Below are 16782 nucleotides of genomic sequence, written 5' to 3'. Positions count from 1 at the left end.
AGGGACAGACCGTAACCAAAACCTTCGACGATGCTGCCCAAAAGGATCAGCACCAGGGCAAAACCTACTTCACTCGCCTTGAGACCCTCGACAACATCTCTCAGCAAACCCTGATGGCTGGTGGTGCCCTGCCACAACCCCACCGCAACCGCCACTAGCAGCATCCCCGTGATGAACCAGCCAACCACCCGGACTGATAACGTCATCTCCCCTTCTATCGCGTGGGGGAGAGATTTAGCGGTTACTGAAGAGATCGATTTTTCAACCATTGCCATATATCCCGCTATTCCACTAATGTGACATGGAAGGCATGGGAGGTATATTGATCACACTTGACGCTGCCGGAGGCATGATCATGGTACGTTGGTACAATCCATGGAACATCCATGCAGTCAATCCGATGGTAACAACAAATAATGGCAGGAAAAGCACCATCGCCACGGTATGCCACATCTGTGCATGGGATATATCCATATGCAAAATAAAGTAGCCCTGAATAATTACCACCACACCAGCGAGAAGAGATGTCACCAGGACCGTACCGAAAGGCGTCGTGATATGCGTCACAGCCAGCCAAAGACCTGCCGTCATCAGCAGCATGGAAATGATAAAACTCGCCAGATATGCGCGGCCATTAGCCAGCTGTACTTCCGGATGATTTAACGGATTTTGCGTATGTTCTGTCATGCCACCATCCCCTGCAAATAAACAAAGGTAAATACAAACGTCCAAATAACTGCCTGAAAATGCCAGAACAATCGAAGATTAATCAGACGATAAACCACATTAGCACTAAAGCCTTCCCGTGCGATTTGGACCATCATGACCAACATCCATACCACACCAACGAGAATATGCAGCGCGTGATAAATGATAAGCGTAAAAAATATAGACAAAAATCCACTAACCTGTGGAACTATGCCATGCGCAAACATATTGCCAATATCTATACCTGCTATTACCAAATACACCACACCCAACAGCATAGCAGCAAACATGCTGCCAATCACCCCACCGCGGTTTCCATTTTTTAGTGCAACCATAGAATAGCCATAAATCAACACACTGAGAAACAAAGTAATGGTTTCACCATATGCGTAGACCGGGTTAATGAACGCAGAAGACGATGGCCCCCCCGCCAGATTAACCACATGACTCAAAACACCCAGTGTTGCGAACAATGCCGCATAAACCATGGCGTCAGTCAACATGTAGAGCCAGAATCCAAAGGTCCTGGTACCAATCATGTCATGACCAGGATAACGCCGCGCCCAGAGTGTGGCGTGGGCCGGATCGACTTTTTGTGCTGCAGATGCACTCATTGAATAACTCCTTTTTCAGGTATGCTCGAAAACAAGTTTCCCGACCCGATTACTAGAGTCGGGATAAGTCCGCTAACGATCCATTGGGGTCCACGAAGGACTTGTGCTGCCGCTGATGCCACCCGTTCCAGACTGAAGGGTAGAGTGAGCAATCGCCGTGCCACCCAGTACCCCGGCGGGCCGTATAGCTGTGGATGTTTCATCGCGAGCATCACTTTCTACCTGCTCCACATCTTCTGCAGGAATCGTCATATCCGTATCATGATCAAAGGAACGAAGAATGATGAGTACCACGATAAGTGCGACACACAACAACGCCAGCCACCAGATCCGCCAGATGAGGGCAAAAGCCAGGCCCATGAAGAGAATACCGAGGAATAGAGGAACGCCTGTATTCTTTGGCATATGAATACTCTCATAATCACCTGGATGCAGTTCCGTCAGCCCGTTTTCCTTACGCCATGCCCACTCATCCCGTGCGTTTACGTGTGGGGTAATAGCAAAGTTATATGCCGGGACAGGAGAATGTGTCGCCCACTCCAGGCTCCGCCCGCTACCCCAGGCATCTGCACCCGCACGATTTTTGGCACGATCCCGCAGGCTGATATACAGATGCGCCACGAAGAACACCACGGCGATCACATAAAATACCATACCAATCAGCATTATATGCAGGTACGGTGACCATTGCGTATAGTGAATATAGTCCAGACGACGGGTCATACCGCCAAAACCCAAGAGGAACATGGGAACAAAAACCCAACCGGTTCCAAGGATCATAAACCAGAAGAACCATTTACCCCATTTCTGTTCGAGCTTAAAGCCAAACACCTTGGGAAACCAATACTCAACGGCACCAAAAACACTCGCCGCAATCACCAAGACCATCATATGGAAGTGCGCGACCACAAACAAACTGTTGTGCCACATATAATCACTGCTGGCAAATGCGTTCATCATACCTGACATGCCACCAACCAGCAGGAGGAATAACGCAAGCAGTGCCCATAACATAGGTAGCTCGTAACGAACACGCCCACGATACATGGTAAAAATCCAGTTGAATACTTTGACACCGGTAGGGATACCTACCAACATGGTTGTTACACTATAAAAACTATTGACACTAGGTGCTGCAGCCATAGTAAAGAAGTGATGCAGCCACACTCCCCAAGCCACCCCGCCGATGGCAAATGAGGCGATTACCATAGTCGCATATCCAAACAAGGTTTTCTCGGAGAATGTGGGAATTATTTCCGACATTATTCCGAAAGCCGGAAGAATCAGGAAATACACTTCCGGATGGCCCCAAACCCAAAACAGGTCATTATAAAGCATGAGGTTACCACCCATACCAGCAGTATAAAAATGGGTACCTAGATAACGATCCATTCCGAGTAAAGCCAACGTGACCATCAATACGGGAAAAGAGGTCAGCGCGATAAGATTGGTGCTGAGGGACGCCCATGTGAACATGGGCATACGCATCCATGTCATGCCAGGGGCACGCATCTTGACGATAGTAGCAATCAGATTGATGCTACCTAACGAGGTACCAATAGCTGCCAACTGAAAAGACCACATCCAGTAATCGACGCCAACACCAGGACTATATGACAACTCAAAATAGGGTACGAAGCCATACCATCCACCATGGGCAAAGTTGCCGACAAACAACGACACCATCACCAATGCCGCACCGGCTGTAGTAAGCCACAATCCCAAGGCGTTCAGGTAGGGGTAAGCCATATCCCTGGCACCAATCTGCAAGGGTACGATGATGTTCATAAGCCCTACCAACAACGGGGTCGCTGCGAACACTATCATGATCAATCCATGTGCCGTAAAAATCTGCCCCAGATGGAATGGCGTGAGATATCCATGCACCGCCCCCATATAACCCGGCGAACTGGGACCCACGGCCATTGCCTGTTGAGTGCGAATCATCAAGGCATCAACGAATCCTCGCAGCAACATGACCAGCCCCAGCAAAATATACATGACACCGATTTTTTTGTGATCAACCGTTGTCAGCCATTCGCGCCAAAGGTATCCCCATTTACCAAAATACGTCGTTGCTCCCAGCACCACGGCAGCCAGGATGGCCACTACTATAAAAGTCACCACAAGAATCGGAACGTGAAAAGGTATCTGCTGAAGCGTGAGGCGACCCAGCAGAGGAGTCCACGGCCCTTGTAAATGTACTAGCATGTCAATAATCCCCCGCTTTTTGTTCGGCGCGTTGTTTTTGCATGTAATTGACCATATTTTCGGTCATAGCCATGGGTGTCGGCCATACTTTACCGCGCATGACTTCGCCAATCACATAATCAAACAAACCAGATTGCACATTACCGAAGATTTGCTGATCACCACCAACAGCGATGTAAGGCCTTGCAAAGCGATTAAAACCAGCATAACTAAGATGTTGAGTAGATTTCTGTGCACCCTTCACCCATTGCGCAAACTGTGCCGCGCTTACGGCCTTCGTTTGGAAATGCATCCATGACAGTCCCGCGCCACTGTAATCGGCAGAATAACCTATGTAAGTGCCAGCCTTATCGGCTACCAACGCCTGCTTGGTACGCATCCCTGGCATAACATCTATCATGCCAACCAGCTGTGGAATAAGGAAATCATTCACAACAGAAGTGGACGTCAGGCGGAACTTGACAGGAGTCCCTACCGGGACCACTAATTCATTTACCGAGGCAATATGTTGTTGCGGATAAATAAACAACCAACGCCAATCTGTCGCGACCACATCGACTTCCACGGGATCTCCGCCATCAGCCTTCTGAACTTTGGCGATGACGCCTGGATTGTAAGGGTTGACATCATAAATAGCCTTTACTGACAGATAAGACAAGATACCGACTGTCACTAGAGGAATACCCCATACAATGGCCTCTATGGCATTTGAGTGGTTCCACGTTGGATCGTAACTTCCTTTACCACCCTTTCTATATCTCCACATCGCCCATATAGTTAGTAACGTTGTGGGGATAATAATCAATAACATAATCACGACATCAAGAATGAAGTAGTGATAAAATGTACGCGACACCAAACCTTCCGGCTTCAACAGATATAGGCCGTTGTTCGAACAGCCCCCCAACGTGAGCAATGTTGGTGGTAGCACCATTTGTGCCCACATTTTGTAGCGTTTATTCTTTATAAACACCTGAACCTCCAATACATACTGTGTAATATATCCGGGCCTTCGCCACCGGCCTCCCTACGCTCCCACCATCTCGCTGCTACTACTGTTATTTGTTTTATCCAACTGGCCTGCATGATCAGATTGAGTCTGTGCACTATACTTGTGGGCTGGCGAAGCAGTGACGCTAGATTTGTTACTGAAAGCCAAACGGAACTCCGCGACACAAGCTACGCGGCGCCTGCGGGATTCACGACCAGGGAAAACCAGGTACTCATCTGGAAATCCAAGCAACTTCTCGCGAATGCTGCGCCATTGCTGGACAATATTACCCCCTTGCCCACAGGTACCAGGCCCTGTCGCGAGAAGTGTTTCACCGGTAAACAAGCGATCGGCCCACAAATAGGTAACCGCGCAGGGCATTTGCCCTGGGGTGTGAAGCACCCGGATGGTTTCCTCACCGAAATGTACACTGTCATTATCCCGCAAACGCACGTCGACACCTTGGTATTCCGTCGATTCGTGTGCAATCACCCGCGGACCAAAGGGTCTAAGTTTGTCCAACGTATCTTCGAGAACAGGGTCAGGAAAGCGAGTTAGCAGAACATATTGCAACGCAATTTTTCGCTCTGCCAAAAATGACAGTGCCTGTGCAGCGATATCTGCCGTGGGGTCAATAATCACACCCTGTCTGGTGATGGGATCCCCCAGAACATATGAAAGCGATCTTTTCTTGGCGGCGCACTGCCTAAATAACATAGATAACCACACCTGTTTGTGTTGTTGTTAACTTGCTTAAGCAAGCCTCGTTCCATAATTAAATTATAATATTGTTATTATCTGTATTTCTTATTATATGGCAATACAGATTTGATTCATTGCAGTTATTTGGCATTCTGATTAGCCTATAAATCCATTATCAAAACTCGAATCCTGTCATTTTTGGCATGGCCTTGAATATGTACCAGTCATTTTTGGCATGTGTGCAAATATTTAATGGGAACTAATTATCAACAACATAACCACATAACCTTTGTATAATTTTGCCCTCTGTAACGCTGAGCATCACCAATAAATCATATTCCATCATTACAACAAGGAGTATAGTTAGTGTTGTTGATGACCATTTTTTTACTGAACTATTTAAGCATCGGCACTCGCACGACCTCATGCTTGGCGTATTGTGCTGCCGTCGGTTCGATTATATGGATTGTTGCGCAGAGTATCCCCGGGATCTGTCAAAATGGTGCCCATAAGGGTCTGCCTATTCTTACTACACTGATTTTATGTCTCTTTAATGCACCAAGATTGCAGGCCTCATGTGTACACATGGGAAAATTAAAGGGCACAAGCCGCTCATGCCCCTTCTTGATTTCGGCAAGACGGGCGATAAGGGCATTTGCTCGACGTACTGCATGGATTGCCTGCTGGCGTCCGGATCAGCGCTAAGTAGAGCCTGATGCATAGCTTGGTGAGCATGATCCAAAAGGCCATTCTGCAAAACTCAGTCCAGTACAAAACGACCGATACCACAACGAACCATATGGTTCGGGGAAAAGACAGTTATAGATTGCTGGCGTTGCCATCGCCAAAACTGGGTCCAGGTGCCCAATATCGTTTTGGGATAACCGGATCTATGTCCCAATGCCAACCATAGACCCAGGAAGGCAGGTCTTCAGCAAGCATGGGGCGTACTATGGCATAACCCCAGACGAAACAGATCGGCCAGTTCGTGCTGGCCAAAACCATGGCAGGGGAACTGTTCGGGAGCCAGAAGGGCACCGCCTTGCAGCCGCAGGCGTGCCAATACCTCAACTTTCACTATACAGCCCCAGAAAGCAGATCGATGATTGGCTGATACACCATAACGAGCCCACCAGAGACCAGTAGCCGACGATACAAACGACATTGATCAAAGCTAATGCCTTCTTTTTTAACCGTAGGGCGTTGTTGGCGACGCAGGGCACCTTTGATCTGGAGAGCGGCATCGGCCAGGAAACGTTGAAAAGACGGCGCATTAAAAGTGAACGGATAATTCCCGATCAGACAGAGTATGGCCGTAGTGTCCTGCTCGCCTGATCGCAACGGCAGAATCGCTGCACTAGGCGTCTGAGCCCCCGCTGCGGCCAAACGAAGTGGCGCATTACCTTGCGTGGCAAAATTAGAGACGGTTTATATATCTCCGCTTTCCCATGCGCGCTGGAAGCGGAACTGCATCTCAGCAAGTGCCACGCCCCGACCACCTGACTGAAGCAAACCCCAGAACTGGTGGTAACTCCCAGCAAAAAACTCCGCCACGAAATGCTCCTGAGCGTCATGCCTCAGGAATGCGCGACCACTTATGCCTGGGATACCAAGTACGACCTCCAGAATGGTACGGATGGTATCAACCCAGGGTTGATCCATCTGGCACACGACCGCCAGTTTCTGCTCGGTTTCATCCATCTGCGCCTGAAAGGCATCCAGGCTTTCCAGCTGCCACTGTAGTTCCTGCTGGAGGTATCTGCGAGCTGAAAACGTTCGTCCACTTCGTGCAGGACATCGCTCATGATCGGCACTTCTTCTATTTGTGCAGTGCATTGATGGTTACATTCAGGGTATCCAGTTTACCCAGAATCTCCTGTTCCAAATGAGAAAGTTCAGAACCTTGCAAGATGGCCTCCTCCCGATTGCCCGTCTGCAAAGATGAATAAATGGACTTGGCCACTTGATGTACCTGCGCATGTATTCCTTCCAGTTCACGGAAGGCGGGTATCTGGCCAAAGAACTCCCGGCCAATGCCGTCATACCAGCGGCCGAACTTGCGCTGATGACAATCGGGAACCTCCCGGTTGACTGACGCGGCATCGTGTGCGCTTACCGCAGCCAGCACATTCCGCACAAATAGTTGATGATCATTTTTAGCGGCGTCGATGGTCATAAGCGCAGCAAGGGTATTAAGGGATTCGACCCGGCTACCGAGCAATACAGTGACCGATTCGGCACCACGTGCTTTTTGCTCTGCAGACTGACTGGATAATTCAATAGTTTTTGCCGATACGTCAATGGTGATAATATTACCCTGCACCTCCTCTGTCGCCTCCTGGACCCGCTTGGAAAGATTACGCACTTCATCGGCCACTACCGCGAAGCCGCGGCCATGTTCACCCGCCCGGGCAGCCTCAATAGCCGCATTAAGGGCGAGAAGGTTGGTCTGATACGCGATCTCCCGGATCGTTTGAGCGATACGACCGATAGCACTGACCTCCGCGATAAGCCCCTGGGACGCGTTTCGATTCTCGGCAATGGACTGAGTCAATCCATTGAGCGTACCACCCACCTCTTTCATGGCCCCGATGGTTTCTGCGGCTGTACTGGTCAGTGCAGCGGCATGCTCGGCCGCGGTCTCGCTCATGCGGCTGATAACCTGTTCGGCGAGTTTCGCATCGCTGATATCTCGCCAGGACGCATGATAAGCCAGTACATTGCCTTCTTCATTGCGTACCGGCGTGATATTCAGGGCAAAGGTCACATCACCAAGGGTGAGTTCCGTATCATGCTCGCTCTCAGTACCCGCTGCCAATGAACGGAAAATCTTCCGAATCCGTTCTGGATCTTTGTGAAACTGGTGAATGGAATGCCCCATAGCGCTTCGCACATCCGCTCCGCGCAGCAGAGGATTAAGGCGGCCATGATGAAAATTCATGCTATCCAGTGCCGTGCAGTTCATATAAAAGATGTCATTTTCCATCTGTTCATCGGCTTCACACAGCATTTCCAGGCTGGAGAGGGGTTCCAGCAGGGCTTTGGCAGCGGTTAACAATTGTTCGCGATCCATGTTTCTTCTCCTGCAAGGGGTGATAACCTGCAACTCATTAATGATTCACACAATTATCTATTCATACAAGAAGATCTGCTATGGGATCTCCTGAGCAGAGAAGGAAACGATCCATTGTTTATCCTCGCCCTCAGCGCATATTTGGCTTCGTTGGACAGCATCCGGTGCTGATTTCGATACAGCCATTGGTAACCAGTAACCACGTGCCCTGTTCAGCAATGCCAGCCTGTAGCTTCTCGACGGTCTGAATCAATTATTCTAGGATGTGGGTGTCGTCGTTCCGGGAATCCCTACAGACGCCTTCCATTGCTGCATCTTGCCGATCAGTGGCGATTCTGCGCATTGCTGTGGAGTCAGGGCGCCACAAGCGCTAGCCCATTCGCTGGTCACCCCAAAAAATTTTGCGGCAGATTGCATCTGCTGAGCCTGAGCACCCGTTGCCTGAGTGCTCAGAGATTGATAACGTGCCGCTCGTTTCTGCGCCCAGGTGGAGACGCCCTGCCAGCACGCCGTCTGCGCAGCAGACGACATCGCCGCACAGCGGGCGCTGTCCTGACGCGCCTTGGTCATATCCGCCTGCCATTCACCAGAAAAGGACGTCTTGGCGCCGTTCAGCGTCGGCGCCACGGAGGGGGGTACCGCTGGAACGGTCGACGTGGAGGGAATAGATGGCGTAGCGGCAGGAGGAGCCAATGGTAAGGCAGTGGACGAGTAATAAGTAATCGGCGGTGGCACCACTGAAGGCGCCACTTGCGGCAGCACCGCAGGTGCTCTGCGCACCAACGGCGATGGGGCAGTGGAAACAGATGACATCGGGGCAGCGGCAAGTGCCGGGTAGTTACTGACAGCACCTTGCGGCTGTGGCGCCATGCCGTTAGTCGTAGTTGTTGCACATGCTGTCAACACCAACACACTACCCGCAGCAAGCACAGACCATTGCATCCAACCCATAAAGCACTCCTTCCTCAAGTCATAAACAATGTTCAGGCCTATCATTAGAACATAACCACTCAAGGGTTTATTTCTCCCAACGTCCCTAAAACGCCCGCATGAGATGACCACTACATCGTGCAGCTTAACAAAATAGTGCGTTGACCACTTCCCTCCGGGTCCCTAGAATAGACGATATCTACGTGGGAGGGGACCCCCTCCCTTTTTTTGCATCCTCTTGTTGGCGAGGTGGGGCGTGCAGGCGGTCCTGGCATTAGCAGACGGCAGCATCTATCGCGGTAAAGGCTTTGGTGCCACCGGATTGGCAGTGGGTGAAATCTGTTTCAACACCGCCATGAGTGGTTACCAGGAGATTCTTTCTGATCCTTCTTACCGAGGGCAGATTGTCACGCTCACCTATCCACATATTGGCAATACGGGCGTCAATCCGGAGGATATGGAAGGTGCCCGGATATTCTGTTCTGCCCTGGTCGTACGCAACCGGCCGCGCACGCCCAGCAGTTGGCGCAGCACGCAAGGCTTGTCCGACTTTTTAAAAACCCATCAGATTCCGGGCATCGCCGAAATAGATACCCGCGCCCTGACCCGCAGACTGCGGGATAGCGGCGCCCAGAATGCCGCCGTCCTCGTCGGAGACGCCTGCAGCGATGACGACGCCCTGGCCGCGGCGCGTGCCTTCCCCGGCCTCCTCGGTCGTGATCTGGTGCAGGATGTGGGCTGCCGGGAGACATACGCCTGGAATCTCGCCAGCGGCGCTCCCGATCAGGGCTATCACACACAACCCATCACCCGGACGCAGCGCCATGTGGTAGTTTACGACTTTGGCACCAAACAGAACATTCTGCGACTGCTGGCTGATCGTGCCTGCCGGGTCACGGTCGTGCCAGCCCGCACTGCGGCTGCTGAGGTGATGGCCCTGCTCCCGGATGGGGTGCTCTTCTCCAACGGCCCCGGCGATCCTGCGGCCCTCGACTATGCCGGAGAGGCCATGCGTCAGATCATCGCTGCAGGCATTCCCACCTTCGGACTCTGCCTGGGGCATCAGCTGCTGGGGCTGGCCCTGGGCGCCAAAACCATCAAGATGAAGTTCGGACACCACGGAGCCAACCATCCGGTCAAAGTCCTGCGCAGCGGTCAGGTGCTGATCACCAGCCAGAATCATGGCTTTGCGGTGGATGCGGATACCCTGCCGGATTGCCTGATTGCGACGCACACCTCTCTATTTGACGGTAGTTTGCAGGGTATGACACATCGAGACCTGCCCGTCTTTTCCTTTCAGGGACACCCTGAGGCCGGACCCGGCCCCCATGATGCCAGTGTGATTTTTGACGACTTTGTTCGCGCCATGAACCAGCACGGAGGCCGTCACCATGCCTAAGTACCAGGATATCAAAAGCGTCCTCCTCATCGGCGCTGGCCCCATCATTATCGGCCAGGCCTGCGAATTCGATTACTCCGGCGTCCAGGCCTGCAAGGCGCTGCGGGAAGAGGGTTGCCGCGTCATTCTGGTCAACTCCAACCCCGCTACCATCATGACCGATGCGCAGACGGCGGACGCCACCTACATCGAACCCGTCGAGTGGCAAACAGTCGCACGTATCATCGCCATGGAACGCCCAGACGCCATCCTCCCCACCATGGGTGGTCAGACCGCGCTGAACTGTGCCCTGGACCTGCACCGGGAGGGAATACTGGAGCAGTATGGTGTCAAACTGATCGGTGCATCCGTGGAGGCCATCCGTGAAGCCGAAGATCGTGGCCTGTTCAAAAAGGCTATGGAAGAGATCGGCCTGGAAGTAGCACGCTCCGCCTTCGGTCATGACATGGAAGGCGCACGCCAGATCGCGGAAGACATCGGCTTCCCGGTTATCATCCGGCCCTCCTTCACACTGGGCGGCACCGGCGGCGGCATTGCCTATAACCGCGAGGAGTTTGAGGACATCGCCGCACGCGGCCTGGAGGCCAGCCCCACCCACGAAATTCTCATCGAAGAGTCCATCATCGGCTGGAAAGAGTTCGAGATGGAAGTAGTCCGCGACCGGGCGGATAACTGCATCATTGTCTGTTCTATCGAGAATCTTGATCCCATGGGTATTCACACCGGGGACTCCATCACCGTGGCCCCCGCCCAGACCCTTACCGACCGCGAATACCAGCGCATGCGTGATGCCTCCATTGCGGTGTTGCGCCGCATCGGGGTAGATACTGGTGGTTCCAATGTGCAGTTTGCTGTCAACCCCGAAGATGGGCGGCTGATCGTCATTGAGATGAACCCGCGGGTATCGCGCTCCTCGGCGCTGGCCTCCAAGGCCACCGGGTTTCCCATTGCCAAAATTGCCGCCAAGCTGGCGCTGGGCTACACCCTGGATGAACTGCGTAATGACATCACCCAGGCGACACCAGCGAGCTTCGAGCCGACCATCGATTACGTGGTCACCAAAATTCCCCGCTTCGCCTTCGAGAAATTTCCGGAGGCCGATGCCCATCTGACCACTCAGATGAAGTCGGTTGGTGAGGTGATGGCCATTGGCCGCAGCTTCCAGGAGTCGCTGCAAAAGGCGCTGCGCGGTCTGGAGACGGGCGTGGACGGTCTTGATGAGAAACTCATCGGCAACGATCCGGACACCCTGCAAAAGCTGGAGCAGGAGTTACGGGTTCCTGGTGCCGATCGCCTCTGGTATCTGGCGGACGCCATACGGCGCGGCTGGGATCAGGGCGGCCTGCAGCGCACCACCCACATTGACCCCTGGTTCCTGGAGCAGATTTTCGAGATCGTCCAAACGGAGGAGAGTTTGCGCGGTCTCGCTCTGGCGAGTCTCGATGGCACCAGGCTCCGCACGCTCAAAGGCATGGGCTTTTCGGACCGGCGCCTGGCCCGCCTGTTGGGTTGCCGCGAACAACTATTGCGCGAGCACCGCCAGAAGCTGGGCATTCGCCCGGTCTATAAGCGGGTGGATACCTGCGCTGCCGAGTTCCGCTCACCGACGCCTTATCTTTACTCCACCTATGAGGTGGAATGCGAGGCGGAGCCCAGTGACAAGCCCAAGATCATGATTCTCGGCGGCGGTCCCAACCGGATCGGGCAGGGCATCGAGTTTGACTATTGCTGCGTGCATGCGGCCATGGCCCTGCGCGAAGACGGTTTTGAGACCATCATGGTCAACTGTAACCCGGAGACAGTGTCCACCGACTACGACACCTCCGATCGCCTGTATTTCGAGCCGCTCACGCTGGAAGATGTCCTCGAAATCGTCGCGGTCGAAAAACCCCAGGGCGTGATCGTCCAGTTCGGTGGTCAAACGCCGCTGAAGCTCGCCAACGATCTGGAAGCCGCCGGTGTACCCATCGTCGGCACCACTCCGGATTCCATCGACCTGGCTGAAGACCGCGAGCGCTTCCAGCAACTTTTGCAGCGCCTTAACCTGCGGCAGCCGGAAAACGCCATTGCGCGGAGTGCCCCGGAAGCCTTGAGCAAAGCGCGCGCATTGGGCTATCCGCTGGTAGTGCGTCCTTCTTATGTGCTGGGCGGTCGCGCGATGCGCATCGTCTACGGCGAAGATGACCTCGAACGTTATATGGTGGAGGCTGTGCGTATCTCCAATGACCAGCCCGTTCTCCTGGATCGTTTCCTGAATGACGCCCTGGAGGTGGACGTTGATGCCGTCGCCGATAGCGAGCAACAAGTGATCGTGGCGGGGATCATGGAGCACATTGAGCAGGCCGGCGTTCACAGTGGCGACTCCGCCTGTTGTCTGCCACCCTACTCCCTGTCCCCAGCCATTCAGGACGAAATCCGGCGGCAGACCGTGGAACTGGCCTTAGCACTCGGTGTTGTAGGCCTGATGAACTGTCAGTTCGCCGTCCAGGAAGAGCGCATCTATGTGCTGGAGGTGAACCCGCGCGCCTCACGGACGGTGCCTTTCGTCTCCAAGGCCACCGGCTGGCCTCTGGCCAAAATTGCCTCCCGCTGCATGACCGGGAAGTCACTAGCGGCACAGGGCATTCCGCAAATTCCCAATCCGCCCCATTTCAGCGTTAAGGAAGCGGTTTTCCCCTTCATCAAATTCCCCGGCGTGGATGTGCTGCTGGGGCCAGAGATGAAATCTACCGGCGAGGTGATGGGCATTGGTGCCAGTTTCGGGGAGGCGTTCCTCAAGGCACAGATCGGTGCCGGTGAACACTTCCCGCGCTCCGGCACCGTCTTTCTCAGCGTCCGCGATGCAGATAAGAAGGGCCTTATCCCAGCGGCACGGACGCTGTCCGAACTCGGCTTTAAGCTGATCGCCACCAAGGGTACTGCCGCTTTTCTGCACGGGGAAGGTCTGGAAGTCACTGCAGTCAACAAGGTGACTGAAGGCCGTCCCCACATCGTCGATGCGATCAAAAACGGCAAGGTGCAAATCATCATCAACACCGTGGACGAACGCCAGTCCGTGCGGGATTCTTTCAGCATCCGCCGTGCGGCGCTGCAGATGGGCTTGACCTACTATACCACCCTGGCGGGCGCTATCGCGGGCGCTGCTGCCATTCACGCCCTGATGTCGGAGGAACGCAGCGTCCTCCGGCTGCAGGATCTGAACCAGACAAACACCAGCACGAGGTAGATATGAGCGACAAAATTCCCATGACTGTTATTGGTGCCCAGCGCCTGCGCGATGAATTACATCGCCTCAAATCCGTGGACCGGCCCACCGTCATTGAAGCGATCGCCGAGGCCCGTGCCAAGGGTGATCTCTCGGAAAATGCCGAATACGACGCGGCAAAAGAACAGCAGGCCTTTATTGAGGGACGCATTCGCGAGGTGGAAGATCATCTGTCCCGCGCCCAGGTCATTGATCCCAAGACCTTGAATACGGGTGGTAGAATTGTTTTTGCGGCTACCGTGGAGTTGGAAGATGCAGAGGGTAACGAGGTGACTTACCAGATCGTCGGTGATGCCGAGGCGGACCTCAAGGAAAATAAGATATCCATTAGCTCCCCCATTGCGCGTGCGCTTATCGGTAAGCACGAAGGCGATCTGGTTGAAGTACGCGCTCCTGGTGGAACGCGGGAGTACACCATTCTCGCCGTGCGCTACATATAGAAGGAAAGAGCTTGGCACACCATATCTACCTACTATTCCTGGCCATGCTGCAAGGCGTTACGGAATTATTTCCCATCTCCAGTCTTGGGCACATTATCCTGGTACCCGCGCTTCTGCATTGGCCCATCAACCGCGACGCGGAGTGGTTTTTACCCTTTGTGGTCGTGCTCCACCTCGCCACAGCCGCGGCGTTACTCTTGTTCTTCTGGCGCGACTGGGCAGCGCTGCTGGGTGGTTTCATTCGTGCGCGTGGACGTCCCAGCAATCCCCAATCACGGCTGCTATGGATCCTCTTCATCGCATCCATTCCTGCCGGTTTACTGGGCCTTGCCCTCGCCCATAAAATCAAAGACCTGTTCGGCGGTTTCACCTTTGCTGCGGTGGCACTGATGATTAACGGCATCATGCTCATCTGGGGAGATCGCTTGCGCGCGCGGCAACCCAGCCATTCACTGGACAACCTGAGCTGGCCGCGCGCTATTGGCATAGGATTCGCCCAATCCCTCGCATTGATTCCCGGATTTTCGCGTTCTGGCGCAACGCTGGTAGCTGGTATCGGTGTAGGGTTGGACTATGAAAATTCCGCGAAATTTTCCTTTCTGCTCGCCACCCCGATTATTGCAGCGGCCGGCATGCTGGAAGTGCCCAAGCTCTTCCACGCAAATATGCCGTCCGAATTACTCGGTACCATTTTTCTTGCAGGTCTTTTATCGGGAATCTGTGCCTGGGCTTCCGTCTGGTTTCTGATGCACTATTTTCATAAGCATGAAATCAAAGCGCTACGGCCCTTTGGTATCTATTGCATTGCCTTTGGCGCGCTAGCGCTTATTATTGGCGGCTAAGAAATATAGTGAATTCTTAACTACCTCCGGGCATCCGGCTCCAAGAGTAGAGCCACCCGTTTTCCATTCCAGCTTTGCAGGGCAAGCAGGAGGCCGACGGCGGCGAGGATATAGAACACGCCTTTTTCTCCGGCGATCCCCAAGCCCCAGCCACCCACTACACCACCCACAAAAATCCCCATGAACTGCATCAGCGAGTAGACGCCACTGGCCGCACCGCGCTGTTCCGGCTTGGTGCTGCGGCTCATCATGGACGGTAGAATAGCCGATGCGATGTTGTACCCACTGAAGAAAATCACCGCCCCTATGGCCACCGGCCAGAACCGCCCAGCCAGCAGTCCCATGATCAGGGATCCCGCCGCAATGGCAAAACCACTGAAAATCAGCATCCGGCCATGCTGCTTGTACTTTTCAGCGTAAATCACCGGGTAGAGCATGGCGGCCACCGAGAGCAACATCACCGGCAGGTAGACTTCCCAAATGGCAGCGTTAGGAATGTGCATGGCGTTGACCAGCTCCGGGGAAAGTACAACGAAACTGGCCCCCAGCACCATCTGCAGAATGAAAATGCCGACACTCGCAGTCAGTACCGGGGGATGCCTGAAAATCTTCAGGGCATCGCGCCAGCTACCCATCCGGTGCTGGAGATTGCGGGGGATGGGGGGAATGATCTTCCACAGAGGAAACAGCGCGAGTATACCCAGGGCAGCCGCGACCAGAAAAACGCCCGTCAGACCGGAAAGACCATAAAACACCGGGCCTAATGCCATACCCAGCACGTAGGCAATGGCGATACTGCCGCCGATGGCGGCCATGGCTTTGGTGCGATGCTGTTCACTGGTGAGGTCACCAGCGGTGGCGAGGAGTACCGATGACACGGCTCCGGCGCCTTGCAGCAGACGGGCAAGAATAATGCCCCAGATGTTGTGGGTCACCGCCCCTAAGAGCGATCCCAGAACAAAAATCAGAATCCCGAAAACCAGTACCTTTTTCCGCCCGAAACGGTCCGAGGCAACGCCGAAAGGAAACTGCAGAACAGCCTGGGCCAGTCCGTAGATACCGATGGCAACACCCAGCAGCAGCGGCGTACTGTAGCGGAGCTGGTCATTATCCAGGGCCAGTACCGGCATGAGCATAAACAAACCAAGCATGCGCGCAACATAGATAAAACTCAAACCAGCGACTGCCCGCTTTTCGAGGGGACTCATGGACAGGCCTTTGCCACGGGGAGAAGTCTCAAAAGAGGCCATACTCTATCACCAGTTTACCCAAAATCAGGGCGGTAAAAAGCAGAAAGAGGTAGGAAATAGAATAAAAAAACATCCGCCGCGCATAGCGATCCATTGCCTCACCTTCCGCTAATCCGTGGAGCCGTACCGCCATTCTGACAAACCAGGCGCCAGAAACCCATGCTACCGCGCCATACACCCAGTCGCCCGTGAGCAAGGCCGGCACCATGCTGACCATCCAGGTGAGGAACGCATAGCGCAAAACCTCCTTGCGGGTCCGATCCACTCCGTGGGTGACCGGCAGCATGGGAATACAGGCTTTGGCATAGTCTTGCCGACAGCAAATGGCCAGTGGCCAGAAGTGCGCGGGGGTCCAGA

15 protein-coding genes and 2 pseudogenes are annotated in these 16782 nt (G+C 53.8%); 6 read left to right on the top strand and 11 right to left on the bottom strand.

Going from position 1 to position 16782, the window contains the following annotated elements; all coding sequences use genetic code 11:
* From M7F93_RS08260 to M7F93_RS08235, 6 genes and pseudogenes are all read right to left on the bottom strand, one after another.
* Window positions 1-206: pseudogene (locus M7F93_RS08260) on the bottom strand (cytochrome C oxidase assembly protein); the annotation flags it as partial.
* An 85-nt stretch (window positions 207-291) separates the two neighbouring features.
* Window positions 292-687 (bottom strand): cytochrome O ubiquinol oxidase, encoded by a 396-nt coding sequence (locus tag M7F93_RS08255; protein ID WP_298171794.1) that lies wholly within the window; start codon window positions 685-687, stop codon window positions 292-294.
* Window positions 684-1322: a cytochrome c oxidase subunit 3 gene (locus M7F93_RS08250; RefSeq protein ID WP_298171791.1), complete on the bottom strand. Its 639-nt coding sequence runs from the start codon at window positions 1320-1322 to the stop codon at window positions 684-686. The genes M7F93_RS08255 and M7F93_RS08250 overlap by 4 nt, the downstream gene beginning before the upstream one ends.
* Before the next feature lie 72 nt (window positions 1323-1394).
* Complete coding sequence (locus M7F93_RS08245; protein ID WP_298171788.1) at window positions 1395-3533, bottom strand: cbb3-type cytochrome c oxidase subunit I; 2139 nt, start codon at window positions 3531-3533, stop codon at window positions 1395-1397.
* A gap of 1 nt (window position 3534) precedes the next feature.
* Window positions 3535-4506: a cytochrome ubiquinol oxidase subunit II family protein gene (locus tag M7F93_RS08240; RefSeq protein WP_298171785.1), complete on the bottom strand. Its 972-nt coding sequence runs from the start codon at window positions 4504-4506 to the stop codon at window positions 3535-3537.
* A 54-nt stretch (window positions 4507-4560) separates the two neighbouring features.
* A complete protein-coding gene (locus M7F93_RS08235; protein WP_298171782.1) occupies window positions 4561-5241 on the bottom strand; it encodes an MBL fold metallo-hydrolase in 681 nt (226 codons plus the stop codon).
* A gap of 1149 nt (window positions 5242-6390) precedes the next feature.
* On the opposite strand from M7F93_RS08235, the gene M7F93_RS08230 reads away from it, so the two are divergent.
* Both M7F93_RS08230 and M7F93_RS08225 read left to right on the top strand, forming a co-directional pair.
* A complete protein-coding gene (locus tag M7F93_RS08230; RefSeq protein WP_298171779.1) occupies window positions 6391-6561 on the top strand; it encodes a hypothetical protein in 171 nt (56 codons plus the stop codon).
* A gap of 189 nt (window positions 6562-6750) precedes the next feature.
* Window positions 6751-6969 (top strand): hypothetical protein, encoded by a 219-nt coding sequence (locus M7F93_RS08225; RefSeq protein ID WP_298171776.1) that lies wholly within the window; start codon window positions 6751-6753, stop codon window positions 6967-6969.
* Window positions 6970-7045: 76 nt separating this feature from the next.
* Here M7F93_RS08225 and M7F93_RS12045 read toward each other — a convergent pair whose 3' ends face one another.
* The 3 genes and pseudogenes from M7F93_RS12045 to M7F93_RS08215 all read right to left on the bottom strand — a co-directional run bounded on the left by M7F93_RS12045 (window position 7046) and on the right by M7F93_RS08215 (window position 9250).
* On the bottom strand, window positions 7046-7402 hold the full coding sequence (locus tag M7F93_RS12045) for a CZB domain-containing protein (protein WP_463670966.1): 357 nt from the start codon (window positions 7400-7402) through the stop codon (window positions 7046-7048).
* Window positions 7397-7876 (bottom strand): annotated as a pseudogene (locus M7F93_RS12040) (methyl-accepting chemotaxis protein); the annotation flags it as partial. The gene M7F93_RS12045 and the pseudogene M7F93_RS12040, both read right to left, overlap by 6 nt.
* 681 nt (window positions 7877-8557) lie before the next feature.
* A complete protein-coding gene (locus M7F93_RS08215) occupies window positions 8558-9250 on the bottom strand; it encodes a hypothetical protein (RefSeq protein ID WP_298171773.1) in 693 nt (230 codons plus the stop codon).
* A 235-nt stretch (window positions 9251-9485) separates the two neighbouring features.
* On the opposite strand from M7F93_RS08215, the gene carA reads away from it, so the two are divergent.
* The 4 genes from carA to M7F93_RS08195 are packed head-to-tail and all read left to right on the top strand — an operon-like array spanning window position 9486 to window position 15175.
* The gene (carA, locus tag M7F93_RS08210; protein ID WP_298171770.1) at window positions 9486-10628 is read left to right on the top strand and encodes a glutamine-hydrolyzing carbamoyl-phosphate synthase small subunit; all 1143 of its coding nucleotides are present in this window, start codon (window positions 9486-9488) and stop codon (window positions 10626-10628) included.
* On the top strand, window positions 10621-13854 hold the full coding sequence (carB, locus tag M7F93_RS08205; protein WP_298171767.1) for a carbamoyl-phosphate synthase large subunit: 3234 nt from the start codon (window positions 10621-10623) through the stop codon (window positions 13852-13854). Before carA ends, carB begins: the two co-directional genes overlap by 8 nt.
* 2 nt (window positions 13855-13856) lie before the next feature.
* Window positions 13857-14333 (top strand): transcription elongation factor GreA, encoded by a 477-nt coding sequence (gene greA, locus M7F93_RS08200; protein WP_298171764.1) that lies wholly within the window; start codon window positions 13857-13859, stop codon window positions 14331-14333.
* Window positions 14334-14344: 11 nt separating this feature from the next.
* Window positions 14345-15175 carry an undecaprenyl-diphosphate phosphatase gene (locus M7F93_RS08195; protein ID WP_298171761.1) on the top strand — a complete coding sequence of 277 codons (831 nt, stop codon included), beginning with the start codon at window positions 14345-14347 and terminating at the stop codon, window positions 15173-15175.
* Window positions 15176-15195: 20 nt separating this feature from the next.
* On the opposite strand, the gene M7F93_RS08190 is transcribed toward M7F93_RS08195, so the two are convergent.
* On the bottom strand, window positions 15196-16383 hold the full coding sequence (locus M7F93_RS08190) for an MFS transporter (protein ID WP_366144737.1): 1188 nt from the start codon (window positions 16381-16383) through the stop codon (window positions 15196-15198).
* 28 nt (window positions 16384-16411) lie between these two features.
* Window positions 16412-16782, bottom strand: a 371-nt coding sequence (locus tag M7F93_RS08185) for a UbiA family prenyltransferase (RefSeq protein WP_298171756.1), incomplete at its 5' end; no start/stop codon positions are given.

This window comes from Acidithiobacillus sp., assembly GCF_027322205.1.
Classification (GTDB): Bacteria; Pseudomonadota; Gammaproteobacteria; order Acidithiobacillales; family Acidithiobacillaceae; genus Acidithiobacillus.
Note: the sequence above shows the minus strand (reverse complement) of the source record. Positions and strands in the feature narration are given on the sequence as shown.

Bases quoted from the DNA above. Each gene is read 5' to 3' on its own strand.
- M7F93_RS08255 (WP_298171794.1), bottom strand. From the start codon at position 687: ATGACAGAACATACGCAAAATCCGTTAAATCATCCGGAAGTACAGCTG.
- M7F93_RS08250 (WP_298171791.1), bottom strand. From the start codon at position 1,322: ATGAGTGCATCTGCAGCACAAAAAGTCGATCCGGCCCACGCCACACTC.
- M7F93_RS08245 (WP_298171788.1), bottom strand. From the start codon at position 3,533: ATGCTAGTACATTTACAAGGGCCGTGGACTCCTCTGCTGGGTCGCCTC.
- M7F93_RS08235 (WP_298171782.1), bottom strand. From the start codon at position 5,241: ATGTTATTTAGGCAGTGCGCCGCCAAGAAAAGATCGCTTTCATATGTT.
- M7F93_RS12045 (WP_463670966.1), bottom strand. From the start codon at position 7,402: ATGACCATCGACGCCGCTAAAAATGATCATCAACTATTTGTGCGGAAT.
- M7F93_RS08215 (WP_298171773.1), bottom strand. From the start codon at position 9,250: ATGGGTTGGATGCAATGGTCTGTGCTTGCTGCGGGTAGTGTGTTGGTG.
- carB (WP_298171767.1), top strand. From the start codon at position 10,621: ATGCCTAAGTACCAGGATATCAAAAGCGTCCTCCTCATCGGCGCTGGC.
- greA (WP_298171764.1), top strand. From the start codon at position 13,857: ATGAGCGACAAAATTCCCATGACTGTTATTGGTGCCCAGCGCCTGCGC.
- M7F93_RS08190 (WP_366144737.1), bottom strand. From the start codon at position 16,383: ATGAGTCCCCTCGAAAAGCGGGCAGTCGCTGGTTTGAGTTTTATCTAT.